Origin of the sequence: Legionella sp. W05-934-2 (assembly GCF_964199965.1) — a bacterium.
GTDB lineage: Bacteria > Pseudomonadota > Gammaproteobacteria > Legionellales > Legionellaceae > JAFIFT01.
On record NZ_CAXMZT010000016.1, the window covers coordinates 12561 to 36472 of the forward strand.

Genomic DNA, 23912 nt, shown 5'->3' on the forward strand with positions numbered 1-23912 from the left:
GACAAGTGGGGCACCCGCAGTATTACTGGGCTTGCGCCGTCCCCAACTTTAATTATTAATGTGGGGCAAAGGGGACAAAAATCCTTACTCGTTATGAAAGCTTTTTATTAAGAAGAATGTAGTACCTTTCTTTGATTCATATTACACCCTCTTTAATTAGAATAGACGTTTGATGGTGGTCATTTCATTTCAGACATATTATTAGAAACTAAGGCTCTTTTTGAAATACCTAATAATTTAGATAAATCCTTATCTGAGAAGCCATGCTTTTGTTTTAACAAATTTAAACAATCTAGATGACTAGTTTCTAAATTGCTCATAAAAACTCCTTATTCATGAAACTAAAATCAATACAATTTATTTTTTTATTCTTCTGATGTGATTAAGTTATTAGACATAAAATCGGGGAAATTAAACAGATATCGCTGAGGTCGCCTCGGCGGCCTCATAATGATAATAAGAATTATTTTAATATAGCAGGCTTAATTTATAAATAACCTTCCTTTTCTAAGATTGCATTTAATAGACGTAAGGTTTTATTTCTTTCAGGATTAATGAAAAAATTAATTATTTCTTGGGGGATTCCTAGTAAATTGGATAAATCACCGACTGAATATCCATGATTTTCTTTTAAATATAATAAACAATTAGAATAACTATCTGTCTTTAAGTCCATTGTATATATCCTAAATTAAAAAATGTGTATTTATGGCGTTACAAAATAATCTTTTGCAGGTGTAATGCATTTAGTAAGCGGTTCGTATGTTAATGAAAATATACATCAATGTAAATAAAATTTTACTATAAAGTAATTTTGTCCTTACTATAAAGTATTTTTTATTTCTGAGAAATAAAATAAGTCCTATAACTTAAAAAGATGTAGGATTTATTTATCTTTTATGTAAAAATGCTACTTTTTTGGATTATTGGCTTCACAATGGAAGAAGAAAGAAACAGTAACGATGTGGACTTAAGTTGTATATTTTTGGCAAAAAACCTCAAAAGGCTTCTTCATGAAAATAGCATCAACGAAAGTATTTTGGCAAAAACATTAAATATCCCTTATAACACAGTTAAAAGACTAACTTCTGGGATAACAACTGACCCCCGCATTTCGACATTGCAATTAATTGCTCAATACTTTGAATTATCAGTTGATCAGCTCCTTGGAAATCTAGATACTGGAAATACTCAAAAAGTTGCAACATCGGTACCATTATTTGATTGGAGTGATATCAGTAACCCTGATTTTTTTAGTAATCTCAATCTCGATACCTGGTCTAATTGGTATCCTATTCCACCAATATCTCAAAGCTCATTTAAGTCTAAAGCTTATGCTATTAAAAGCAGGCCTTCTATGCAGCCTAGATTCCCATTAGGGACTGTGCTCGTAGTTGATCCTGAAGCTGATTATTTTGATGGTGATATTGTATTGGTTAGGATAAAAGATCAAGTTGATATTTCCGTACGTGAAATTGTTATAGATCCCCCTACGCACCAACTATTATCCATAGTAAAAAATTCATCAACTTTAATGTTCGATAAAACACAGCATGAAATTATTGGCGTGATAATGTTAACTATGTTTCAGAGGGTTGTTTTATGATCAGACTTATTAGTTTTATAAAGAATTTATTTTCTGCCTTCAAAGTCTTACAAAATAGAACTGCAAGATATTACTATAAAATTGAAGAGATTGATTTAATTTCAAGGAAAGTCATCTTGTCTTGCAAAGGTAAGGGAGCAAATCTCCTCACAACCATAGAAGATATAGGGCTGGACCAAGCAGTAATTAAATTACTTGCGCCACATCATTCCTCTTGGGTTGGATATTATTTTGGCAAGTATTGGAAAAGTCACAAAATTGATATTAGTCAGTATCTTGGAAATGATGAGTTTACTAAGAAAGATGATCAAGTACATACTTGCCATATTTTAAGCGTGGATCGAAATGGAAATATTTGCTATCAAGATACAAATTTAAATAAATCGTTTCTTATGCATTCTTCTGACTTAGCTAGCGAACATCTTATCTTGAAATTTAGCCCTCTTCAGGCTTTTTATATAGGGTTCATTGCGGGTATACATAGTGAGAAGCAAGACAACAAAAAAAGAGGGGCTGGTAGAAACAGCGAATCAAAACCAAAACTGAAACTTATTAAATGATTATTTGTGACTCACATGCGTGCCCTGACTTAAGTGAAGAGGCAGATTTAAGTCATCTTCATAAATATCTTGAAAGTGGCTATAGTTTTATATCACTCAATGTAGGTTTTCAACCACAATCACTTGAAGCGATAAAGAAAAACTGTATTGCATATAAGCATTTTATAGATTGCAATCCTAAGTATTTTCAATTTGCAAAAGATGTATCAGACATAATATTAGCGAAAGAAAGTAATAAACTTGCCATTTCCTTTGATATAGAAGGACTAAATAAATCAACGTTCAATGATAGCCAATTGAATGTTTTAAGAAGTTTAGGGATCAGACAGATTTCACCTGTATATAACCAAAATAACTTTTTAGGCGGTGGTTGTTTTGACAGGGATCTAGGCTTAACTCAAGAGGGAAAGACATTTGTTAAGCTTATGAACCATTTTGGTATGGTTATTGACTGCTCACATGTTGGTGAAAAAACCGCTTTCGATATTATCGATGCTTCTGAGGATCCGGTTATATTTTCTCATAGCAACCCTAAAGCTATGAATGATCATTCGAGGAATATATCCGACAAGGTTATCATGGGATGCGCTGAGAAGTTGGGTTTAATTTGTATTAATGGTATCAATCTATTTCTTAAAGATAATGTATCCTCTCCTAAAAATATCGCGGATCACATATATTATGTTTGTAATCTTGTTGGATCCGAATTTGTTGGGATTGGTTTGGATTATGTTTTTGATCATGAAAGAACATTAGAGCTTGTAAAAGACAACCCCGATAGCTTTTCTGAGGCTGAACAATATATTAATGTTAAAGTCACTAAACCTGAGGCAATTAAGGAAATATCAAATCACCTGGAAAATCTAGGACTTTCCGAGAAAGATATTAGCAACATTCTGGGGGAAAATTACTTACGTCTAATTAATAGCGTTTGGAGATAATCAATGAGTTATACTGTATTTTCTCCAAGCCAAATGTTTGTATCAAATAGGCATAAATATTTAACATTAATTTCAATGCTATATTTATCTTGTGAGCTTGCATCTCTTGTTTTGTCATATAAGATCGTTAACTATACAATTTTTTTTGGCGCAGCTTCTTCTTTCATTTTTCCAATAACATATACTTGGAATGATTTAATAACAGAAGTATATGGTTTGAAAATCGCATTAAGAACAGTGTTTTTTGTCTTTGTATGTGATTGGTTTTTTATTCTTCTTATCACTATTTCAATAAAAGCCCCTTCTGAATCAGCAACTATTCAAAATTCTTATGATTATGTCTTGGGACACCTATGGCGATCTTTATCTTCAGAAATGTTTGGGGTGCTTATTGGTGCAACAGCTAACAGTTTCATCATGTCCAAATGGAAGAGAATTACTAAGGGAACTGGGTTTTGGTATAGATCTATCATTTCCTCATTAATAGGTGAAATAATAATGTTATGTATATCAGTGCCCTTGGCCCTTTGGGGTATATTGAATTTCCACCAAATTATAAAATTGATGATTTATGCTTTTTCATATAAGTTGGTTTTCGCTGTGCTGATATCAGTCCCAGCAGGCTTTTTATCTTCGATTTTGAAAGAGAAAGAAAATATTAGTCACTTTAATTTTGATGAGTCCTATAACCCATTTAGATAGCCACAGACTCCACAGGTTTTTACTCTACCCCATTTTTCAACCGTTTTCATGCTCGAACTTTCAAAATCATAAGCAATTAGTTCGCCTATTTTGCAAGTAGAGATATTTGTTAATATTTTAATAACTTCATTGCTCATTAACCCTGCTACGATAGATATCATAGGCATTATGGCGACATTAGGGGCAATAGCTGATTGGAATGTTGAATTTGATAATATGTCATTAAATTTAAATGAATCTACAATTTGACTTTTCCAACACTCAAGACAGCCAGAAATTCCTGGGAGCACAGAAAACAGAGTAGCCCACCTGCTGTCTACCCCTCCGCAAATGTATGGTATTTTTGACTCAATACATGCTGTATTAACATAATCCAATATCTTTTCTCTTGGGGTGTCGATAGCAGAAATGAGTATATCTGCCCCATTAACAAGATTTTTTATATCCTCTGAGCAATTTATTTGAGAGTGGTGTTCTACAATATTCAAATCTGGGAATTTTTGGGTAATCCTTTTTTTGGCAGCCGTGGCTTTAAGCGTGCCTATGTCTTCATAGTTATATAAAATTTGTCTATTTAAATTTGATAGCTCGACTTTATCAAAATCTACAATAACAAAGTTAGTAAATCCTAGACAAGCCAAATTGATTAATAGATTTGAACCAACCCCACCTAAACCAAGAATTGCAATTTCTTGCTGGTAGAGTTTGTGTTGAATATCAAATTTGTTTTGATTTAAATGACAGAAAGAACCGAAAAACTCAATATTTTTATCATACCTTGATTGTTCCCTTTTGTGAGTAGCGTCATAACTTTCTAGAAGAAGGTTTTTGTCAAGTAAAGAAATAAGATTATGTACATCATTTGTAGATACACTATGTTTAGTAGAAACAATCTCTGCTATTGAATCAGCTGGACAATCGCCATTGAGGAGTAAGCTGGTCTCATATATAAACTTACTCTCATCTTTTATTCTAATGGAAATACCAGGTAATCTAAAATAATAGATATAGCCATTTTGCCAAAAATACTCAACAAATGGCTTTATTCTTAAATTCATCAGTGTATTAACTAGTAGGGTACAGCACTACCAGCAAGGCTAACGGGGATAAAGTCAACTTCAAATTCCATATCATGCTCCTTATAAAAAACAAGCATAGTTTATATAAAAAAAATATTATTACAATGAAAAAAACAGTTAATGGGAAGATTTGGGAAATAATATGTGTATTTACAAAATTACCCGATGCAAAAAATTGATATCTGATTATTTCTTAAAGTGTATAGATGTTTAGCCATCCACCATAGTTGTGGCAATCCAACCGTCACAAACGGGATATGAAAGATTTGTGTTAAAACATATCTAATATAACGATATTCATTATATTGTTAAAGTTTTAACACAGATTAATAATATCATCATGTTCATTTTTTTATGTTGTTCATTTTTTTTGAACACGCTATAATTATGAACAAGGCATAAAGGATATTGTGATGAATATAGACAAACTATTATCGATTATAAAGGATAGTTCAAAGCTTCAATGTAAATTTGATGAAAAAAGAAATCAATTAATCCTCCAAACTGAAAAGAATAATAAGCTAATCTATCAGCCTGAATTTGTTGGTAATATCGATAATTCCAATATTGGCGCCATCATTCAATATATGCGACATTTAAATAAAAAAAGCATTTTAATTAGCAACCACATTAGTAAGGTTCTTGCTGAAAATTTGCAAAAAGCAAATATTGAGTACATTGATTTCTCCGGTAATATGTATATAGATTCGCCATCTGTATTTGTGTCTATCAAAGGAGAACCCCCCCAGAAAGTAAATCTACCGGATATAACATCATTTACACTTAGTGTTGCCAGTATAAAACTTATTTTTACATTGCTGGTTATTAAAGACCCGTTAGAGCATAACTATCGTGAGCTGGCCAAAATGAGTGATGTGGCATTAGGTAGTGTTAGCAAAACACTTTTAATGTTAGAAAAGCATGGATATATCGTAGAAAAAAATCGTGGTGAAAAGCATTTGGTTAATAAAGAAAACTTATTAAGTAAATGGTGTATCGGCTATTCTGAAAAATTACGTCCAAAGCTAATAATCAGTAAATTTTCGACAGATAATGTAGCCCAGTTAAAAGAAATAGATCCAGTGGATTTTAATTTTCTTTGGGGAGGAGAAATAGCAGCAACAAAGTTAACTCATTATCTAAGTCCCCAAATAATTACGCTTTATGCAGATGATGCATTACCACAGTTGCAATATAAATGCAGGTTAAAAAAAGATAACAATGGAAACATAGAGCTAATAAAAAAATTCTGGAATTTTGATTCCAGTGAATATAAGGAAAACCATGTGCCATTCATTTTGGTTTATGCCGATTTATTAAGCTCACTCGATGAAAGAACCCAAGAAACAGCGGAAATGGTATATGACAAGTTCATTAGAAAACAAATGGAATAATTTTTCAGATATTGATATTGAATTATTTGCATTAATTAATAAGATTGCTCGTGAGAATGATTGTTCTTATTTTTTAATTGGTGCTAAAGCGAGAGATATGCTCTTAGACTATTTTGATAAAAAGGTGGAACTAAGAAAAACTTTGGATACCGATATTGCTTTATGTTGTAGAAATTGGCAAGAGTTTTATAAAATAAAAAACGCTTTTGTCATTGACAGTGATTTTACTGTCAATGACAAAATTGAACACCGTATCATGTCTACAAAATATGGCTATCTGGATATTGTTCCATTTGGTGAAATAAACGAACATGACTCGAATCTAAAATGGCCACCAGATTATGACATAGAACTCAATTTGATAGGATTTGAAGATACATTTAAGCATGCAATAGATATCACCATTAGGGATATTACTATAAAGGTAGCCTCTCCATTAGGGTTCGCTCTTCTGAAGCTATTTGCTTGGGTTGACCGAAGAGCTCAAAAAGACGCTAGTGACTTTGCTTATTTTATTGCCAACTATTTTGATTTGGGCAATGAAAATAGGCTTTATGAAGAGAATCAGGATCTTTTAGGTGAAAATTTTGACTATACGCTGAGTGGATGTCGTCTTTTAGGTCGTGATCTTAAAGGTTTATCCAAAGAGACATGCGGTCATCTAAAGGATTTTTTTGATAGTGCCGAATTAACAGATGGACTAGCATTAGCTATTTCTAGGGCTCAATATAATTATCAGGAAGCAAGTCGTATGTTGCAAATGATTAAACAGGGATTCTTAGACTAAGTTTCATATTATGATTTTACGTGCTTTTGTAAAGAAAAGTGGAGCAAAAAGTTTTTACGCCAATAGCAAAATCCTGATGTTCATTTTTTTATGTTGTTCATTTTTGTTGAACGCAATATGTTTATGAACAAAGTAAGTGTGGGCTTGGATGTATATAGACAAATCATTCATCCAAGCAACTGGATAAAAACTTACAAAAAGGAATAATATCCTGCTGAACGCTGGCTTGCTCTAACGCTTCCATATATTCATTTCTTCTATCAACTGGAATAATCGTCCAAGGGTAATGACCAGTAGCCATCATCACATTCATTAGAAAGCGACCAATTCGACCATTTCCATCAGGGTATGGGTGAATATATACAAAAAAGAAATGGCCAAGCACAATTCTAACGGCAGGATCATTTTCCTGGCTTACTAACTGAAAGAATTCCTCCATTAATTCGCTAACAATTTGTGCTCTGGCCGGAATATGTTTTGATTGACGGATATATACAGGGTTTCTTCTATATCCAGCAAGATCGGTTGGTTTTAATAGACCTGCTACAACACTGGGCTGAAACAGTTCTCGATACCAGCTTCCATGATCTTTTTGTATGACTGTTCCCGGGTTTTTTCCACCCAGTACTTTAATCAGACTTTTTTCAACCGCTTGAAAAGCCTGCCAATATCCTCTTGCAGCTAGTGCATTGCGTTGGTTTCTATCATCTTCAAATGCATCAGGATTCCACTGACCGGAGCGTACTTTTTCAATGAGTTCTGCACTGACCTGATAGCCTTCAATGGACAATGAATGATAAGCATCATTGGTGTAGCTTTCTTCAACGGATTCTATATATTTTTCAGTGTTGATAATCTGGTGCTTTGGCTTTGGGAAATAATCGATGATAGGTTGCCGCATTTCATGCCACATCACTTCTAATCGACTACGATACGAAGGCTTATCTGATTTAGAAAAATTGATGGGAGCTTCTGTTGCAAAAGGATCTTCTTCTCGTATAAGATAGCCTGCGCTTTCCATGGTCTGTTTAATATCTTCTGCAATCTGCTCTTTGCCAATATTTTTAAAGGCACCACAAAATCTACCAGCAATCTTTGAATGCCCTTCTTCGAGTAGATAATGGAGTAAATCAGATGCATTACTGAACATTGAAAGAGCGGCTCTGGCTTCAATCGGGTATTGATTAAAAAATTTTGGAGATGAATAAATTAAAGCAGGCGTTAAAGCATATAATCTCAAGCCATCTTTAACTTCAATATCTTTCGATGCTGGCAAATGTAACTTGTGTTGAAATAGAGAAGTTTGATGAGGTAATTCCATTCTTGTGTTCGTTCCCTTAGGCGATCGTACCAATAATTGTTTGGGAACAGTCCAGTTTTCAGCATGTAATAGTAAAGATTGCTCGGGTGATAGACACCATTGATTTTTATAACGCTCATTTAAATAAGAAGCGCAGAAATGCCAAAATGAGGCATACCAAGCAGTACTATCTCCCTGCCGTTCATCTGGTTTTGATGGGATATACCAACCTTTGACCACCTCTTGTATAAAACCATTGGCTTGCAATCTTTCTCGGTGTGTTCTGCTAAGCTGTTTTGATTGTATGGCATAATGACCATTTTGTTGTAATACTCTTAATAAATTGAGAGATTCAGCTAGTTTTTCAGATGGTTTCATAGTATTTTCCACGGTTATAATCCTGCTATATTTTTAGTATATCATGTTGTGCAATTTTTAGTATATTATGTTGTTTACTTTTTATGGTATTATGTCGTTCTATTTTTAGTGTATTAAGTTTATAAAAGTTCATAAAGAGATATGAAGAAACTGGAGGGACATCGGGGACAAATGGGGCACCCGCGTCATCACTGGGCTTTCGCTGCCCCAACCCTGTTTTACATTAGTGGGACGCATGGGACACATTCATTTTTGAACGACTTTCAGTATCAATCGATATCATTCGATAACACTGCTTTGAAATCGATCTTTTTCCCTTGACAATCTTTGAAAGAATGCGCGATACTTTTTTCAAGCTTGATGTATAAGCTTTCATTGCCAACAATGGCTAATGAGTTTGAAACAAATATCAATTTCTTGTCCAGATTAAGGTGGATAGGCAATTGACTAGATTTGCAAGGATGCGACTGGTCAGCATTATGCTGAATTTAAATCAATTGCGGAGTATCCTATGCCCTCACAAAATAATTCTCGTCTACATCTATTAAACGAATTCGAATCAGCACCACATTCCACGCTATTCAATCAACAAACCATTGCAGCCGTTTTAAGCTGTTCCACTCAGTTACTTGAGCGTAATCGTTGGGCTGGTGGTGGCGTCCCCTATTTGAAAATTGGTCGCAAGGTTTTATACCGTAAAAGTGATGTCCTTAATTTTCTCCAACAACAAAAAATTTATCAATCAACCAGTGACGAAGGTCAGTCGCAGCAGGTTGAGAGCGCATAATTTTTATCATTTTAAATTGGCCGGGATGATTTGCTTTCATTTCATTCCGCTGTAATGAATGTTGTCTGGAGAACGATGTATGTCACAAAATCACGTTATTGAATTACCCAATGGGCCAAAGAAGCGACCAATTTCATGCGATTACGCCGGTGGTCGGTTCCGGTTAACGGATGAAGGGTTAACTTTTATCGGTATTGATAAGGATGACAACCCATTGCCACCTCGATGGATATGCTCACCGTTGTATGTCGTTGCAAAAACACGAGATGCTCAAAGTGGTGAATGGGGTCGCTTGCTGGAATGGCAGGACGATGATGGCATAACCCACCAGTGGGCGATGCCATTGTCATTGCTACAAGGTGATTCCTCTGATGTAAGACGAGAGCTGGCAAGGCTTGGGTTGAGTATTTCGCCCAATAGATCTGCACGCGATCTGCTTACTTCTTATTTACAGGTTTTTCCTGTCGAAGCGCGAGCCCGTTGTGTTGAAAAACTTGGTTGGTATGAAGATATCTTTGTCACAGCAGGCCAATGTATTGGCCAGTCAACAGAGAAGATTGTATTTCAGAATACCAATGCCATTGAACCTGCTTTATCGTCTAAAGGGAGTGTCGATGAATGGAGAAATTCAATAAGTCGATTGGCTGCTGGAAATTCAAGATTGGTTTTTGCCATATCAACAGCACTTGCACCAACACTTGCAAAGCTTGTTGGTGAAGATTCAGGCGGTTTCCATTTCAGAGGCGCATCGTCATCGGGTAAAAGCACCGCACTGAAAGTGGCCGCTTCTGTTTGGGGCAATCCACAATCTTATTGCCGTTTATGGCGTAGCACCACTAATGGTCTTGAAGGACTGGCGGCATTGCATAATGATGGCTTGCTTATTCTTGATGAACTCAGCCAAATGGATTCCAGAGAAGCAGGCGAGGCTGCTTATTTACTGGCAAATGGTCAGGGTAAAACACGCGCCTCCCGTAGTGGTAGCGTCAGAAAATCTTCGCGATGGTCTTTGTTTTTCCTCTCGGCTGGGGAAGAGTCTTTGACCGCGCTCATGGCAAAAACAGGCCAGCGCAGTAATGCTGGGCAGGAAATTCGACTTGCGGATATTGAAGCGGATGCTGGTTGTGAGATGGGACTATTTGAAACAATTCATGATCAATTAAGTCCTGCCAGCATGGCCTTATCCTTAAAGCAATATACTAACCAATATTATGGAGCCATAGGTTTGGAGTGGCTCAATCAAGTCGTTACCCACCGACAGAGAATAGCCAAATTTGTTACTGACACTATTCAAAATTTTGTTGATGCTGTGATTCAGCCCAACGCAACAGGTCAGATAATCCGAGTTGCCAGACGCTTTGCGCTGGTTGCTGTTGCTGGTGAGTTGGCCAGTCGTTTTGGTTTGACTGGCTGGGATGAAGGTGAATCATTCACCGCTGCACAGAAATGTTTTACTGCATGGCTGGAAGCTTTTGGTGCCGATGGTAATCGTGAAGATCGCGCCATCATGGCACAAGTGAGAGCCTTTTTTGAATCTCATGGTGCCAGCCGCTTTGACAGTGCCAACCATCCCAACAATGAAAAAATTATTAACCGTGCTGGTTTTTTTCAAACCGATAGCGAAGGACTTCGAATTTATATGGTGTTAACCGAAGTATATAAAAACGAACTTTGCAAAGGCTTCGATCAACGGATGGTGACCAAAACCTTATTACAAGCTGGTTGGTTGAAACCCGCGCCTGATGGCAATACCTCACACAAACCAAGAATTAAAGGTGTGGGGACGCCAAGGTTGTATGTTTTCACCAGTAAAATTTGGGGAGGGGAATAAAATTTGCTATGCAAAACAGAAAATTTTGGTTATTTACGTTGAGCACCGAAGGTGCGAATAAGACTCGTGAAGTTTGGCAACCAGCTTGCTGGTTAGCTAACTTCACCTATCTTGCCCTGTATTTTGAAATTTATTTTGGAACCCCCTTTGGGTTATTTTAAGGTTCTTTTTGGAGCTTAAACGATTATTAACGAAAATAATCAAAAATAAACGAGAATAAATAAAAAAGAGCTGATAAATAACCAAAAAGGACTTTGAGAGGAAGAAAAAGAGACCAAAATAAATAAAAAAAAATAATAAACACCAAAGGACTGACCAACCATTATTACAGAGAGTAGATTATGAAAAATTCCTTAATAGAAAGTATGATGGCTGCTGATAAAAATCAGCGAAAAACGCCAGCAAGAAAAAATAAAGTAGAATTTTTAGCCTTAAAAGATGACATATCCGAAGCTTTAGAAAAAGGCTGGCCTATGACTGCCATATGGGAAACGCTTCGGGATGAGGGAAGCTTCACTGCAAGTTACAATACGTTCCGGTTATACATATTAGAATATCTTAACGGTCAAAAGCCCGGGTATTCGCAAAAGGACAGCCCATCCCCTAAGCCCAAAAAATTGTTTAATAAGAATGCAGTGGAGAAAAGTAACGCCACAAAGGAAATCAAGGGCTTTACTTATAATCCTATCCCTAATATTGATGAGCTGCTTTGATTGCATGGATTTTATCATCAAATATGTCCCATATGCCCCATCTTGAATTTTAAGGTGGGGGACACTTTTAGACCAGCAATGACGCGGTTGCCCCAATAGTCCCATTTGTCCCTGTGGTTTTTGATAACTTTGTAATGGCATGAGTTATTTTCTCGTTGTGTTTTTTTGTTCAAACGCGTTGAGCGCTTCTAAACAATAGTGCTGAATATGTTGATTTTACTAGAGAAAATTAAGGATGGTTTTTTGCGTCACTGTACATGAATTTCAGTACCGATGAAGAGTAGGAGTTGAGTTATAAATGATTTATTAAGGTATAAATTACCATTCTTTGTTTGCATATTGGTTACTTACTAGGATATTAGAAAATTTGCCAGATTGATGTTTTTTCTTCAGCAAGTTGTATTCATTAACTACTCTTTGAGCTAATGGTATTTTTGAGATAGATGTTCCATCTTTGTAAATTTCGATATCACATCCCAACTTGGTTTTATTATTTGGTGTCATTTTTTCAATTGCTTCAGTGAAAATTTTGATATTATCTCGTAGCTTTTCATCAACAATCACTCTTATTGATTTGTGAAGCTCCCATATCATATCAATATAATTTCTAATCAAAAGTGTGAGATTGGCTTTATCAGAATTTATATAATTCTTAAATCTATCAATATCTGATTTTCTTTTTGCTTTCTGACTATGGCTTCCATAATTCATAAAATTATGATCGTTAGTGATAGAGGATATGGTTATAAATGGTTTTACTGTGCAGTTTCGCATCCCTCCCTCTTGTGGTTTCTTTGTCCAAAAATTATCAATCGATATTGAATGGGTTGGAAATCCATAATGTTGCGTATAGTTGCGTAGCTGCTCCATGAATCTAAATTCATCATTTTTAATTTTCTTTTTTTCTTTATCAAAAGCGTTATCAGATGTGATAGTCTTTATTCGTAAATTACCATACTGCATATAGTTATAAGCTATTGCTAAAATATTTGAAGCATACTTATTAATATCTATTCTTATTTCACTTATAGCTTTCCCATCTAGTCTAGTATGAATAGAATCGAAAGATTTATTTAGCAAATATTTTTCAAAATCAATGAAGTTTGATAACACTAAATCTATTGACTCTTCAAATAATAAGCCTGATATACAAACCTCATATGCATTCTTTAATGAGGAAAAATAGGATCCATCAATTTCCTTTACTGAACTTGATGATTTTAAATAATATTTCATATCATCACCTTATATCATGTTCACTGATATCAATAAAAGCAAAATTATAGTGTTGTCTGATCTGGTGCTCATCGGAATAAATCTCAGCTTAAGAATATATAGTTAAGTAAGTGATTTACTAATTATCAATAGTAATATGCTAGCTACTGTACCAATTAACCAGCATATTGTGGCAGTGTTCTCAAAGTATAAAGGCCATTGATTCTTGGGCGGATTTTGAATATTGTCTATATACTCTCTACCTGTAATATTATTGTTTTGGTATGCCTATATATTTCACTTCCGAGTTATCTGCCAGATAAAAAAACTTGTTTCTTTCTAGTAAAATTGATAAATAGATTGAGACAATTCCTAAGAAGTACGCGGTTGCGGAAAATATAGATATTGCTAATTGGCAACCGCTAAATTTGAATACAAAGGAGATAAGAAGAACGAGTCCTCCTGTATTCAAAGCAAATAACCAGTTAATTATTGTTTTATTCGCTTCTTGAAATATCTTACCATAATATTGTGTTATGCCTTGATAATATTTATTTACCTCAAAGTCATATATAGGTTCTATTTCATTACGGTTTTTATTATATGGATCATCACTCATAACGCATTATCCTTAGGGCATCCATTCTGTATAAAATTATAGCAGGTAAATTATTACCGTTTTGAGAAACAAACCGTGAGCAAATCATTGTATCTATATAATTGATATCGATAAAATCTAAGAATGTCCCATATGCCCCACACTGATAAATTAAGTTGGGGACGCTGGTAGCCCTGTAATGGTGCGGGTGACCCACTTGTCCCACTTGTCCCTCTCATTTTTTATAAGTCTGCAAAAAATCTATTATTTTGTTGGGTAATGATAGGTTGCTTTCCCCGTTTGCTTGCTGGGAATCGCGGTGATGTAGGGAAACATTGAAGTTATATGTGTAGAGTTTTACCTTAAGAGGTATAATCCCAATAATCATTTACATTTCTAATAAACAATTCATTAGCAAATTCTGGGTTATATGTGTCTTCAATTGTATTACCACAATAAATGCAAATATTTTCATAACTGAGAAAAGTGCCAAGGTGACATTTTGGACATTGGCTTAAGGGTACTACTCCACCTTTCGCACCTGCTTTCATAATTTCATATGCATAATATTTTTCTAAGACTTCTTCTATAATCTGAGAGAAATCAAAAGTATTATTACATTTCACGCATTTCATGTTTACATCGATATTTTTATTGAAATTATGAGTTATTGGTTCAATCAAATCTGATTGACAATTAGGACACTCAATTGATGAGAAAAAATCCAAAATGACAGCGTTAGCATTTTTGTCATGATTTTCTTGTTCTATTGGAAAAATCCTCCTTGAGATATTGTTATAATCTAAATTTTTCCATCTATTCATACAATCATTTTTTAGTTTGGTATATGTCTCCGATGGTTAATGGTAATAGTCCGAACCACGCACATTAGCATGGACTCCTAAGTTGAACTCAGTTGGTTCTTGGTAAAGCTGTGTATCCATCCCATTTTCTAAAATAGAAGCAATGCTTCTTCTTGAGCGTGCACCACTTTTCCAGCCATAAGCACAGGCGGCTTCTAATCGTTGTTTGCCATAACGTTTGGCTAAATTTAAAAGACCAAGGCAGGCGCGATAAGCTTGCTCAGGATGAGGCTTGCTATTTAGCAAGTATTCGGTGATATGAAGGGTATAAGGGCCAATATCTTTGGCCCAGTTCAAAAACCGTCCTGGGGTCCAGCTCATGTGCTTTTGATGGCGAGTTGGCATGTGCTCTTTTATAGTTGAGTGCCCGCCTTTTCTTTGAGATATGGCATGCTGAGCAATACACTTACCTTGCCGATAACAAACAAGATGCGTATTGCTATACCACAGGTCAATATGCTCTTTGCAATATTGGTAAGGCACACTGTAGTAATGACCATCAAGCTCAACATGGTAGTCAATATTGACCCTGGCCTTTTTATAGCGTCTATATTCATAACGTTGTTGTGGCAGTGGTCGCATTGCTGGTCTATCAATTGATTCAAATACACAGCGCCTTGAACCAGGCATTTTTTGAAATGGCTTGTTGTTTAGGACATCGAGCAGTTTTTTTATTTCAGCATTTAGCTCGCCGAGCCCAACAAAAGTATGATTTCTAAGGCGAGCTAATATCCAGCGCTGAACCAGTTGTACACCACACTCAACTTTTGCTTTATCTTTGGGGCGGTAAGGTCTTGCCGGTAGGACAGCTGTATTATAATGAGCAATAAATTCGTTATATACCGGGTTGGCATCTGGTTCATAGCGACAACTTTTATGGATGGCTGATTTTAAATTATCTGGCACAACCAGTGCTGGAACACAGCCAAAATACTCAAACATTCTGACTTGGGCATCAATCCAATCTGGTAACTGTTGCGACCAACTTGCATAAGCAAAACTGAAGTTCGAAGCGCCCAGCACACCAATGAAAATTTCAGCACTTCGGATTTCACCCGTTTCCGGGTCAATCACATCAACCGTTTGTCCGCTATAATCAACAAACACCTTATCACCTGCTTTATGCGTTTGGCGCATCGAACGAGGTTGTTTGGCTTTCCACTGTCGATAATGAAAACAAAATCGAGAATAGCTTAAAGTGAGTGGATTATCCTGGCTATATTCTTCCCATAAAAGCTGCATGGTAACACCTTTTCGCTTCATCTCTTGATGGATATAGGCAAAATCAATTGAATCAACAGGCCGAGGAGATGACGCTCTTTTTGATAACGAGGGCTGGCATTTTAATAGCTCGGCTAACGTGCCTTCATCCATGCCTAGTAATGCCTCATCACTTAAGTCCAAAGACTTGAAGCGATTAACATACTTACTAACAACCCCAACAGATAGACTTAAACTGCTGGCAATCTTACGAATACTTAGTCTGGCATCAATGCTAAGCCTGACCAATTCTTTGAGTTTACGCATACTGACTCCTTTAACTGGCATCGTCTCTCCCTGGTAGTGGTCAAAACGATAGTTTAACAAGGGTTAATACCAGAAAAATCAGTCAGTTAAGAAATGTTGGCGCATCGTGAACACCGATTATCGCATCGTGAACACCGATTGCCGCTAATCAGCTAATAGTGTTCACGTTCAGGCGATAATTGGTGTTCACGATCAAACGACAATCACTGTTCACGTTCCGCGACAATCGGTGTTCACGATGGGCGATAATACGCATCAATATAGATGTTTCCAGAGTTTCTTTTGGGAATTGCGTAAAGTGATGTTCTATTTCATTTCTTATTTTAGATAATTCAACTAGCTCATTTAGATGATCTTTGATACTAAGGTTTAATAAACGATAGCGGTTCTCCATATCATCTAACCCAATGGTTTTTACCCCTTTACTTTTGACAACTATATTTTCATTAATTATTGCAAACGCATGTTGTTTTTTAATTAAGGTATCACCAAAATTTTTAGGGGAACGTATTTTTAATTCAGCTTTTAAAAGAAGTAAAATCCCTGCATATATATTCCTTATAGCAGTTAGAACTCTTCGCTTATCTTGATTGATCAAAAAATAATCTTCAAAGCCTAATTGGATTAGATCAATAGCATTTTTTTGCAAAAGGTCGTTCATATTAATTTGAATTGATGGATTCTATTTTTTAGTATAGGCATAAATTAAAAATTTCATATTAGTGAGTAATCTTAGAAAAAGTGCTATGTGCGTATTATCGAAAAGGTGAACACCTCTCATTGGGATATTTTTCCGATGGTGTAATTATGTAAATTATCCTCTTTGGGGCTTTCATATCAGTATATATCTATCAAAATTGCTATACTGATATTCAGGTTAATAATGAATAAAGAACTAATTAAAATGGAATATAAAGTAAGTAGTACTTCTTGTTCATCAGCTACTATCAATGATATTGAACTAAATAGAACAAGGACAACAAGGAAAATATTGCGCCCCACTATCATTAATAATGCTAAAGATAAAAATGCTTGTGTTAAGTTTGATATTATTCACCAGCGTATAAAAAATGGTGTATTCGAAGATATTTCAGCAAAAAAATTATCAGAATATCAAAGTAATGAAATAGGTAAGCTTAGCCTAGATAGTCAGCAGGTTTTATCATTATTTAAACATCTTTGCAATTTATTTAATATATATGCTTTGCATCAAATAAAAAATAAAATAATAAGAAAGCAAACCCTACCCCAATAAGAAAAGTCGATGATGTTAAATTTCTCTTTACAAAACCAAAATAATGCTCCTTCAGCAAAAGCTAGTTGTCTTAGGATATTAGAGAGTTGTGACGAATAGAAATCAATCTCCTCATACCCACGACTAATAAACTGCTCGATTTCTTTCTTACTTCCATTTTCGTTATTTATAGAAATGTTTTTCTCTTCCATCATATTTTGGTCCAGGTTTAAATATTATATTAAGAACTCTATTCTCAATTTGTTCCTTATCCTGCGATTGGCTTTGGAATAGATCGTTAACATAAGCATCAGGAACTTTTTTTATTACGGTCTTTCTATTTGCTTTTATTGTTACAGTATAATTATCTTCATTCCTTTCTACAGAAAATTTATAATTCTTTTCATTAGAGTTAGCTTTTAAAAAGTCTTTAAGGTTTTCAGAGAAGTCCATTTCACTAAAGTTTGTAACTTTATCTTTTGGTCTTTGATAATTGTCTGGTAATGAGTGAGAGTTAAAAGATAAAAAGGTAAGAGTTATGATTAATAATGAAGTTATATATCTCATCTAAAATCCTTGAACTTTATTTATTCCTTATCATTACAAATTATAGGCCAAAATAGCTTAACATAATAAGCAGTGTTACGGATAAACGAATTTCTCGAGATTTTTAAAAAAATTGTAAGTAGTGATATCTATTGGTAGGCCAACAAAAACTTTGGAACAACAGAATATGAAATATAAGTTTAAGGATTAGCTTGTTCACTTAAGTCCAAACTTCGACACATGTTCGACACGCTAAATTTGAAGTTTTGATGAATCGGCAGAAAAGCCTTGTGGAAAGTGGCTCCCCGGGCCGGGCTCGAACCAGCGACCCAATGATTAACAGTCATTTGCTCTACCGACTGAGCTACCGGGGAAGACAGGCGAAATGTTATCGAGATTTCGCCTGAAGGTCAAGGGGAATCCCTGTTTTTTTTAGACCAAGCAGAATTCCGCTAAGCGGTCGCAGGCCTTGCGTAAATTTTCCATGCTGGTGGCAAACGATAAGCGGATGCAGCCGGGCGTTCCAAAGGCAGACCCTGGGACTAAAGCGATGCCGGTTTTGTGGAGCAGTTGCTCTGAAAACGCTAAATCATCGGCAAATCCTTTGGCATCAATAATTTGTTGAACGGATGGGAATAAATAAAACGTGCCATCCGCAGGAACGACATGTATTCCGTCGATTTTTGATAATCGATCAGTGAGATAATCGTGCCGCTCTTTAAAGGCTTTCACCATCATGGCAACACTATCTTGAGGCCCACTCAATGCTTCCAACGCCGCTCTTTGAGCAATGGAGCAGGGATTGGATGTGGATTGCGATTGAATCGTATTCATTGCCTTAATTATTTTGGCAGGCCCGGCTGTATAGCCAATGCGCCAACCTGTCATAGAATAGGCCTTGGATACCCCATTTAATACCACCGTTCTTTCTTTTAATTCAGGGCAGACATTTAATATATTAACAAATGGTTGAGACCAAATAATATGCTCATACATATCGTCGGTGGCGACAATAACATGTGGGTGTTTTAATAACACTTTTGCCAATGCTTTTAGCTCATCAGCGCTATAAGCTACCCCAGACGGATTCGATGGGCTATTGAAAAACATCAGCCGTGTTTTCGGTGTAATCGCTTTTTCTAATTGTTCAGGCGTAATTTTGAACCGGGCTTCAGCGTTTGCACTGACAATAACGGGCTTTCCGCCTGCTAGTAATACCATATCAGGATAGGAAACCCAATAAGGCGCAGGGATAATGACTTCATCACCATCATTGAGTAATGCTTGGCAAAGGTTATAGCAGCTTTGCTTGCCACCAACTGAGACAATGACTTCATTGAGTTCATAGTCTAATTGGTTGTCTCGCTTAAATTTATTAATAATGGCTTTTTTAAGATCAACAATGCCATCGACTGGTGTATACTTAGTAAAACCTGCTTCGATAGCAGCGATGGCTGCACGTTTAATGTTATCTGGCGTATCAAAGTCGGGTTCTCCTGTCCCTAAACCAATGATATCATGGCCTTCTGCTTTGAGTTTGGCTGCCGTTGCTGCAACGGCTAATGTTGGGGAAGGCTTCACCTGTTGAACCCGATTTGCCAAGGTAAAATCCATACGGATGCTCCTTATTGTTTGAGTGTGTTATGAAACAAATATTTACCATCAATTCCAATTACCAACCGGCGGGCGATCAACCCACCGCGATTGCATCCCTGGTCGAAGGCCTTGAAAGTGGCCTTGCTAGACAGATTTTACTCGGTGTAACCGGTTCTGGCAAAACTTTTAGTATTGCCCATGTCATTCAGCAGGTAAAACGACCCACATTAATCATGGCCCCTAATAAAACATTGGCTGCTCAGTTGTATGGTGAATTTAAATCTTTCTTCCCTGATAATGCGGTTGAATATTTTGTGTCTTATTATGATTACTATCAACCGGAAGCGTATGTTCCTTCCTCGGACACCTATATCGCCAAAGATTCCTCCATTAACGAACACATTGAACAAATGCGTTTATCGGCGACTAAAGCGATGATCGAACGGCGTGATGCCATTATTGTTTCTACCGTTTCAGCCATCTATGGCTTGGGGGATCCCGATTCGTATTTGAAAATGATCTTGCATGTATCGCGAGGCGAACGGACCGATCAACGCCAGATTGTTAAACGATTAGCAGAAATGCAGTATATTCGAAGCCCAACCTCGCTCGAGCGAGGACAGTTTCGTGTGCATGGCGATGTGATTGATATCTTCCCCGCTGATTCCGATAAAGAAGCGGTTCGAATTGAGCTATTTGATGATGAAGTAGAGAATATAAACCGCTTTGATCCGCTCACAGGTGAGGTGTTGCAAAAGCTTCCCCGTGTGACAGTTTTCCCCAAAACCCACTATGTCACCCCAAGGGAGCGTATTTTGCAAACGGTTGACTTGGTAAAAGAAGAGCTCAAAGACCGATTAAAATTTTATGAAAGCGAAAAAAAATTATTGGAAGCCGAACGATTAAAGCAGCGAACCGAGTTTGATATTGAGATGATGTTGGAGTTGGGTTATTGCTCCGGAATTGAAAACTATTCACGCTACCTATCCGGACGCAATCAAGGGGAGCCACCACCGACGTTATTTGATTATTTACCATCGGACGCATTGCTTGTCATCGATGAGTCGCATGTCACCGTGCCCCAAATTGGTGGCATGTATCGCGGGGATCGTGCCCGGAAAGAGACATTAGTGAATTATGGCTTTCGCTTGCCGTCTGCTTTGGATAACCGTCCTTTACGCTTTGAAGAATTTACCGATCGATCCCCACAAACCATCTATGTGTCTGCAACACCGGGTCCCTATGAAATGGAACATACCGATAACACGGCCGAGCAAGTCGTCAGACCAACGGGCTTGATTGACCCAACCGTGATCATTCGACCGGCTAAAAATCAAGTCGACGATTTAATGTCAGAAATCAACAAAGTGGTCGCTGACGATGAACGAGTGCTGGTGACAACGCTGACAAAACGAATGGCCGAAGATCTCACCGAATATCTGAATGAACATGATATTAAAGTCCGCTATTTGCACTCCGATATTGATACGGTCGAGCGGGTGGAAATTATTCGCGATCTGCGCTTAGGGAAATTCGATGTGTTGGTGGGGATTAACTTGCTTCGAGAAGGCTTAGACATGCCGGAAGTGGCATTAGTCGCCATATTAGACGCCGATAAAGAAGGCTTTTTACGTTCAGAACGCTCGCTTATTCAGACCGTTGGACGAGCGGCAAGGAATTTAAATGGGCGTGCCATCATGTATGCCGAGAACATAACCGGTTCGATGCAAAGGGCCATTCAGGAGACGGAGCGTCGCCGGGAAAAGCAAATCAAATTTAACCAAATTCATGGGATAACCCCCATGGGGATCAAAAAGAAAGTCGCCGATATCCTCGAAGGGGCCTATTTCGAACAAAGCCAGAAAAAAGTGGCTGAGCCCAAAGCCCCTTACAAAGCCATGTCACCGCAAAAACTGGTCGAAAAAATTGCTAAATTGGAAAAACAAATGCACCAATTTGCCCAAAACATGGAATTTGAAGAAGCCGCTAAAGTTCGCGACAAGTTGCTTGATTTAAAAGAGCAACTTAAAAAGACGGGATAAAGTTTGCGAGGGTACCATCTGTTTTACCCATGTCCGGCTCGATTAGGTCTTTCTGGATAGAAAGCTCACCGGGCCGGTGGGGTGGTCTTACAGGGAGGCACGGATGATTGGCATCATCGATAATTCAACACAATCTTGCCGCGGGATTGACAACTTTCGAGTAATTCATGCGCTCTTTCAATATTGGCAACGGATACATCCCCAAACGACTCATTCATCGTTGTATGAATTAATTGCTTATCAATCAGATCGGCAATTTTCGTTAAAATATCATGCTGCTTTATCATATCGGCTGTTTGATACATCGAACGAGTGAACATAAATTCCATATGCACGGCCGCACTTTTACTCTTAAATGCCAGCAAATCAAATTGCTTTGGTTCATCAATGAAGATGAGTTGACCTTGTGGGGCAAGGATATCGACATATTGCTTAAAATAGTCGTCTGTGTGTGTAAGGCTAAAAATGACATCAACGTGTTTGATGTTTAGTTTTTGTAATTGCGGATTGAAATCCATGGTGTGATTAATCAAATGATCCGAGCCCAGCTGTTTAATCCACCCTTTGGATTCTTCTCGGCCATACGTCGCGATAATGGTGCAGTGGGTTAGTTTTTTTAATAATTGGAGGGTAATTGAGCCAACGCCACCCGCAGCACCCGTCACTAAAACAGTTTGGTTGGATTCAGCCGATAGTTTTAGCCTGTCAAAAATCATTTCCCAAGCGGTTAAGCTTGTTAGCGGTAGAGCGGCGGCTTGTTCAAAGTTAAGTGATTTTGGCGCTAATCCCACGATCCGCTCATCCACCAACTGGCTTTGTGCATAACTGCCAGGTCGGGTCAAATCACCGGCATAAAAAACTTTATCACCGGGCTTAAATAATGTCACTTTTTCACCGACAGCTTTCACAGTCCCGGATGCATCAAAACCAAAGGTGTCATTGGCATATTTACCCATTTCCAATAAACGCTTCACCTTATAATCGACGGGATTAATGGAAATCGCAGAAATATCCACTAGCAAGTCATGCCCTGTGGCACGGGGTGTTTCTTTTTCAATTGACTCAAAACCAAATTGACCATTGGGGTGCTGCTTATAGACGATTGCTTTCATAGAGATACCTTTTTATTTTCAACCTTGAGGGTAGTATGGGACATTTTATATTCAAAATAAATGGTATAAAATAATAAATACTTTCAAAAAATATTTGAAAAAATGAATACTAATGATATTGAATTATTTTTAGACATTGCCCACTATGAATCCATCACGGATGCGGCAAGAAAAAGGGGCATATCCGCTGCTAATGCCAGTGCGGCATTGCAACGCTTGGAAAAGCAATTAAATGCACAGCTATTCATCCGTAGCACGCGCCATTTACGATTAACCATTCATGGTAAGTGCTTTTTGCCTCATGCAGAACAAATGATTAACTCACTGCAACAAAGTAAACAAGCATTTGAACAAGCAGGCAGTTTAAAGGGACAATTAAGGATCACAGCACCGTCAGATTTTGGCCGTCATATCTTACGATTTTGGTTAGATGACTATTTAGAAAAGCATCCTTTAATCGCCTGTCATTTAGTGTTAACCGATAACCTCAGCAATTTATATGAAGACGACATTGATGTGGCGATTCGATATGGATTATCGGCGGAACCGGATTTTATTGTCAGTCCCTTAATAAAACCCATACACCGCATCATTTGTGCCTCACCAAAATACCTTGCCAATCATGGTCAAATAGAATCCATTAGTGATTTAAAATCCCATAGGGTGCTTCTTCTCACCATCAACAACCAACTGGAAGAATGCTGGACGCTTTATCAAGGTGAGCGGGTAGAAAAAGTGAAACTATCCAGCCAATACAACAGCAACGATGCGGAAGTGATTCGACAGTGGGCATTGCAAGGAAAAGGGTTGGTATTAAAGGCGAATTTAGATGTGATTAAAGATATTGAAGCGGGGCGATTGGTTCGCGTGTTGCCTGAATACCAAGGGGCGCAAACGGCTCTGTCATTCATTACCCTAGAGCGCCCCTCTAATAACGCTATCATTCTTAGCTTGAAGCAATTTTTACAACAAAAAGCGCAAACTATATATCTCCATTGTTAGGCTAATTCTACTTTCAGCGTATGACCAGTAGGCACCTCATCGTCGATGTGTTTTTTAATGAAAGGGTATAGTGGACTTGATTTTTATTACCTTCTCTTT

General features: G+C 37.0%; 25 protein-coding genes and 1 tRNA gene. 13 read left to right on the plus strand and 13 right to left on the minus strand.

The genetic code is table 11. The features are described from left to right. Window positions 1–179: 179 nt before the first annotated feature. Both AB3348_RS14260 and AB3348_RS14265 read right to left on the minus strand, forming a co-directional pair. A complete protein-coding gene (locus AB3348_RS14260) occupies window positions 180–320 on the minus strand; it encodes a hypothetical protein (protein WP_367608284.1) in 141 nt (46 codons plus the stop codon). A gap of 167 nt (window positions 321–487) precedes the next feature. Next, window positions 488–676, minus strand: a complete 189-nt coding sequence (locus tag AB3348_RS14265) for a hypothetical protein (protein ID WP_367608285.1) — start codon at window positions 674–676, stop codon at window positions 488–490. 261 nt (window positions 677–937) lie between these two features. Between AB3348_RS14265 and AB3348_RS14270 the strand changes: the two genes are divergently transcribed. The 4 genes from AB3348_RS14270 to AB3348_RS14285 are packed head-to-tail and all read left to right on the plus strand — an operon-like array spanning window position 938 to window position 3809. Then, window positions 938–1606, plus strand: a complete 669-nt coding sequence (locus AB3348_RS14270; RefSeq protein ID WP_367608286.1) for a helix-turn-helix domain-containing protein — start codon at window positions 938–940, stop codon at window positions 1604–1606. Then, the gene (locus AB3348_RS14275; protein ID WP_367608287.1) at window positions 1603–2166 is read left to right on the plus strand and encodes a hypothetical protein; all 564 of its coding nucleotides are present in this window, start codon (window positions 1603–1605) and stop codon (window positions 2164–2166) included. Before AB3348_RS14270 ends, AB3348_RS14275 begins: the two co-directional genes overlap by 4 nt. Next, window positions 2163–3107, plus strand: coding sequence for a dipeptidase (locus AB3348_RS14280; protein ID WP_367608288.1), 945 nt, complete (start codon window positions 2163–2165; stop codon window positions 3105–3107). The genes AB3348_RS14275 and AB3348_RS14280 overlap by 4 nt, the downstream gene beginning before the upstream one ends. A gap of 3 nt (window positions 3108–3110) precedes the next feature. Then, on the plus strand, window positions 3111–3809 hold the full coding sequence (locus tag AB3348_RS14285) for a queuosine precursor transporter (protein ID WP_367608289.1): 699 nt from the start codon (window positions 3111–3113) through the stop codon (window positions 3807–3809). On the opposite strand, the gene AB3348_RS14290 is transcribed toward AB3348_RS14285, so the two are convergent. Further along, window positions 3791–4867, minus strand: a complete 1077-nt coding sequence (locus AB3348_RS14290; RefSeq protein ID WP_367608290.1) for a ThiF family adenylyltransferase — start codon at window positions 4865–4867, stop codon at window positions 3791–3793. The genes AB3348_RS14285 and AB3348_RS14290 overlap by 19 nt on opposite strands. A 434-nt stretch (window positions 4868–5301) precedes the next feature. Between AB3348_RS14290 and AB3348_RS14295 the strand changes: the two genes are divergently transcribed. Next, complete coding sequence (locus AB3348_RS14295; protein ID WP_367608291.1) at window positions 5302–6282, plus strand: type IV toxin-antitoxin system AbiEi family antitoxin; 981 nt, start codon at window positions 5302–5304, stop codon at window positions 6280–6282. After that, complete coding sequence (locus tag AB3348_RS14300) at window positions 6251–7069, plus strand: hypothetical protein (protein WP_367608292.1); 819 nt, start codon at window positions 6251–6253, stop codon at window positions 7067–7069. The genes AB3348_RS14295 and AB3348_RS14300 overlap by 32 nt, the downstream gene beginning before the upstream one ends. A gap of 163 nt (window positions 7070–7232) precedes the next feature. Here the strand turns inward: AB3348_RS14300 and AB3348_RS14305 are convergent, their stop codons facing one another. Further along, complete coding sequence (locus AB3348_RS14305) at window positions 7233–8747, minus strand: Fic family protein (protein ID WP_367608293.1); 1515 nt, start codon at window positions 8745–8747, stop codon at window positions 7233–7235. 511 nt (window positions 8748–9258) lie between these two features. Here AB3348_RS14305 and AB3348_RS14310 point away from each other — a divergent pair. The 4 genes from AB3348_RS14310 (at window position 9259) to AB3348_RS14325 (ending at window position 12078) form a co-directional block, all read left to right on the plus strand. After that, window positions 9259–9534 (plus strand): DNA-binding protein, encoded by a 276-nt coding sequence (locus AB3348_RS14310; protein ID WP_367608294.1) that lies wholly within the window; start codon window positions 9259–9261, stop codon window positions 9532–9534. Between the two features lie 79 nt (window positions 9535–9613). Next, on the plus strand, window positions 9614–11365 hold the full coding sequence (locus tag AB3348_RS14315; RefSeq protein ID WP_367608295.1) for a DUF927 domain-containing protein: 1752 nt from the start codon (window positions 9614–9616) through the stop codon (window positions 11363–11365). 8 nt (window positions 11366–11373) lie between these two features. Next, complete coding sequence (locus AB3348_RS14320; protein ID WP_367608297.1) at window positions 11374–11526, plus strand: hypothetical protein; 153 nt, start codon at window positions 11374–11376, stop codon at window positions 11524–11526. 180 nt (window positions 11527–11706) lie between these two features. After that, window positions 11707–12078: a TraK family protein gene (locus AB3348_RS14325; RefSeq protein ID WP_367608299.1), complete on the plus strand. Its 372-nt coding sequence runs from the start codon at window positions 11707–11709 to the stop codon at window positions 12076–12078. A 318-nt stretch (window positions 12079–12396) separates the two neighbouring features. On the opposite strand, the gene AB3348_RS14330 is transcribed toward AB3348_RS14325, so the two are convergent. The 5 genes from AB3348_RS14330 to AB3348_RS14350 form a co-directional block, all read right to left on the minus strand. Next, window positions 12397–13314, minus strand: a complete 918-nt coding sequence (locus AB3348_RS14330) for a hypothetical protein (RefSeq protein ID WP_367608301.1) — start codon at window positions 13312–13314, stop codon at window positions 12397–12399. Window positions 13315–13564: 250 nt separating this feature from the next. After that, on the minus strand, window positions 13565–13912 hold the full coding sequence (locus tag AB3348_RS14335; protein WP_367608302.1) for a hypothetical protein: 348 nt from the start codon (window positions 13910–13912) through the stop codon (window positions 13565–13567). 341 nt (window positions 13913–14253) lie between these two features. Next, window positions 14254–14715: a hypothetical protein gene (locus tag AB3348_RS14340; protein ID WP_367608303.1), complete on the minus strand. Its 462-nt coding sequence runs from the start codon at window positions 14713–14715 to the stop codon at window positions 14254–14256. 36 nt (window positions 14716–14751) lie between these two features. Continuing rightward, window positions 14752–16302, minus strand: coding sequence for an IS21 family transposase (gene istA / locus AB3348_RS14345; protein WP_367608304.1), 1551 nt, complete (start codon window positions 16300–16302; stop codon window positions 14752–14754). Between the two features lie 127 nt (window positions 16303–16429). Further along, complete coding sequence (locus AB3348_RS14350; protein WP_367608306.1) at window positions 16430–16942, minus strand: hypothetical protein; 513 nt, start codon at window positions 16940–16942, stop codon at window positions 16430–16432. A gap of 222 nt (window positions 16943–17164) precedes the next feature. Between AB3348_RS14350 and AB3348_RS14355 the strand changes: the two genes are divergently transcribed. Beyond that, on the plus strand, window positions 17165–17536 hold the full coding sequence (locus tag AB3348_RS14355) for a hypothetical protein (RefSeq protein WP_367608308.1): 372 nt from the start codon (window positions 17165–17167) through the stop codon (window positions 17534–17536). A gap of 162 nt (window positions 17537–17698) precedes the next feature. Here the strand turns inward: AB3348_RS14355 and AB3348_RS14360 are convergent, their stop codons facing one another. From AB3348_RS14360 to AB3348_RS14370, 3 genes are all read right to left on the minus strand, one after another. Beyond that, the gene (locus AB3348_RS14360; RefSeq protein ID WP_367608310.1) at window positions 17699–18082 is read right to left on the minus strand and encodes a hypothetical protein; all 384 of its coding nucleotides are present in this window, start codon (window positions 18080–18082) and stop codon (window positions 17699–17701) included. Window positions 18083–18359: 277 nt separating this feature from the next. Next, window positions 18360–18435 (minus strand) — tRNA-Asn (locus AB3348_RS14365). A 58-nt stretch (window positions 18436–18493) separates the two neighbouring features. Beyond that, window positions 18494–19675 (minus strand): pyridoxal phosphate-dependent aminotransferase, encoded by a 1182-nt coding sequence (locus AB3348_RS14370; protein ID WP_367608312.1) that lies wholly within the window; start codon window positions 19673–19675, stop codon window positions 18494–18496. Between the two features lie 29 nt (window positions 19676–19704). Between AB3348_RS14370 and uvrB the strand changes: the two genes are divergently transcribed. Then, window positions 19705–21699 carry an excinuclease ABC subunit UvrB gene (gene uvrB / locus AB3348_RS14375; RefSeq protein ID WP_367608314.1) on the plus strand — a complete coding sequence of 665 codons (1995 nt, stop codon included), beginning with the start codon at window positions 19705–19707 and terminating at the stop codon, window positions 21697–21699. A gap of 113 nt (window positions 21700–21812) precedes the next feature. On the opposite strand, the gene AB3348_RS14380 is transcribed toward uvrB, so the two are convergent. Then, window positions 21813–22811, minus strand: a complete 999-nt coding sequence (locus tag AB3348_RS14380) for a zinc-binding alcohol dehydrogenase family protein (protein WP_367608316.1) — start codon at window positions 22809–22811, stop codon at window positions 21813–21815. Window positions 22812–22913: 102 nt separating this feature from the next. On the opposite strand from AB3348_RS14380, the gene AB3348_RS14385 reads away from it, so the two are divergent. Then, complete coding sequence (locus tag AB3348_RS14385) at window positions 22914–23813, plus strand: LysR family transcriptional regulator (protein WP_367608317.1); 900 nt, start codon at window positions 22914–22916, stop codon at window positions 23811–23813. Window positions 23814–23912 lie beyond the last annotated feature (99 nt).

Excerpts from the sequence above, each read along its gene's own strand:
- AB3348_RS14260 (WP_367608284.1), bottom strand. The coding sequence starts at position 320 with ATGAGCAATTTAGAAACTAGTCATCTAGATTGTTTAAATTTGTTAAAA.
- AB3348_RS14265 (WP_367608285.1), bottom strand. The coding sequence starts at position 676 with ATGGACTTAAAGACAGATAGTTATTCTAATTGTTTATTATATTTAAAA.
- AB3348_RS14270 (WP_367608286.1), top strand. The coding sequence starts at position 938 with ATGGAAGAAGAAAGAAACAGTAACGATGTGGACTTAAGTTGTATATTT.
- AB3348_RS14275 (WP_367608287.1), top strand. The coding sequence starts at position 1,603 with ATGATCAGACTTATTAGTTTTATAAAGAATTTATTTTCTGCCTTCAAA.
- AB3348_RS14280 (WP_367608288.1), top strand. The coding sequence starts at position 2,163 with ATGATTATTTGTGACTCACATGCGTGCCCTGACTTAAGTGAAGAGGCA.
- AB3348_RS14285 (WP_367608289.1), top strand. The coding sequence starts at position 3,111 with ATGAGTTATACTGTATTTTCTCCAAGCCAAATGTTTGTATCAAATAGG.
- AB3348_RS14290 (WP_367608290.1), bottom strand. The coding sequence starts at position 4,867 with ATGAATTTAAGAATAAAGCCATTTGTTGAGTATTTTTGGCAAAATGGC.
- AB3348_RS14295 (WP_367608291.1), top strand. The coding sequence starts at position 5,302 with ATGAATATAGACAAACTATTATCGATTATAAAGGATAGTTCAAAGCTT.
- AB3348_RS14300 (WP_367608292.1), top strand. The coding sequence starts at position 6,251 with ATGACAAGTTCATTAGAAAACAAATGGAATAATTTTTCAGATATTGAT.
- AB3348_RS14305 (WP_367608293.1), bottom strand. The coding sequence starts at position 8,747 with ATGAAACCATCTGAAAAACTAGCTGAATCTCTCAATTTATTAAGAGTA.
- AB3348_RS14310 (WP_367608294.1), top strand. The coding sequence starts at position 9,259 with ATGCCCTCACAAAATAATTCTCGTCTACATCTATTAAACGAATTCGAA.
- AB3348_RS14315 (WP_367608295.1), top strand. The coding sequence starts at position 9,614 with ATGTCACAAAATCACGTTATTGAATTACCCAATGGGCCAAAGAAGCGA.
- AB3348_RS14320 (WP_367608297.1), top strand. The coding sequence starts at position 11,374 with ATGCAAAACAGAAAATTTTGGTTATTTACGTTGAGCACCGAAGGTGCG.
- AB3348_RS14325 (WP_367608299.1), top strand. The coding sequence starts at position 11,707 with ATGAAAAATTCCTTAATAGAAAGTATGATGGCTGCTGATAAAAATCAG.
- AB3348_RS14330 (WP_367608301.1), bottom strand. The coding sequence starts at position 13,314 with ATGAAATATTATTTAAAATCATCAAGTTCAGTAAAGGAAATTGATGGA.
- AB3348_RS14335 (WP_367608302.1), bottom strand. The coding sequence starts at position 13,912 with ATGAGTGATGATCCATATAATAAAAACCGTAATGAAATAGAACCTATA.
- AB3348_RS14340 (WP_367608303.1), bottom strand. The coding sequence starts at position 14,715 with ATGAATAGATGGAAAAATTTAGATTATAACAATATCTCAAGGAGGATT.
- istA (WP_367608304.1), bottom strand. The coding sequence starts at position 16,302 with ATGCCAGTTAAAGGAGTCAGTATGCGTAAACTCAAAGAATTGGTCAGG.
- AB3348_RS14350 (WP_367608306.1), bottom strand. The coding sequence starts at position 16,942 with ATGAACGACCTTTTGCAAAAAAATGCTATTGATCTAATCCAATTAGGC.
- AB3348_RS14355 (WP_367608308.1), top strand. The coding sequence starts at position 17,165 with ATGAATAAAGAACTAATTAAAATGGAATATAAAGTAAGTAGTACTTCT.
- AB3348_RS14360 (WP_367608310.1), bottom strand. The coding sequence starts at position 18,082 with ATGAGATATATAACTTCATTATTAATCATAACTCTTACCTTTTTATCT.
- AB3348_RS14370 (WP_367608312.1), bottom strand. The coding sequence starts at position 19,675 with ATGGATTTTACCTTGGCAAATCGGGTTCAACAGGTGAAGCCTTCCCCA.
- uvrB (WP_367608314.1), top strand. The coding sequence starts at position 19,705 with ATGAAACAAATATTTACCATCAATTCCAATTACCAACCGGCGGGCGAT.
- AB3348_RS14380 (WP_367608316.1), bottom strand. The coding sequence starts at position 22,811 with ATGAAAGCAATCGTCTATAAGCAGCACCCCAATGGTCAATTTGGTTTT.
- AB3348_RS14385 (WP_367608317.1), top strand. The coding sequence starts at position 22,914 with ATGAATACTAATGATATTGAATTATTTTTAGACATTGCCCACTATGAA.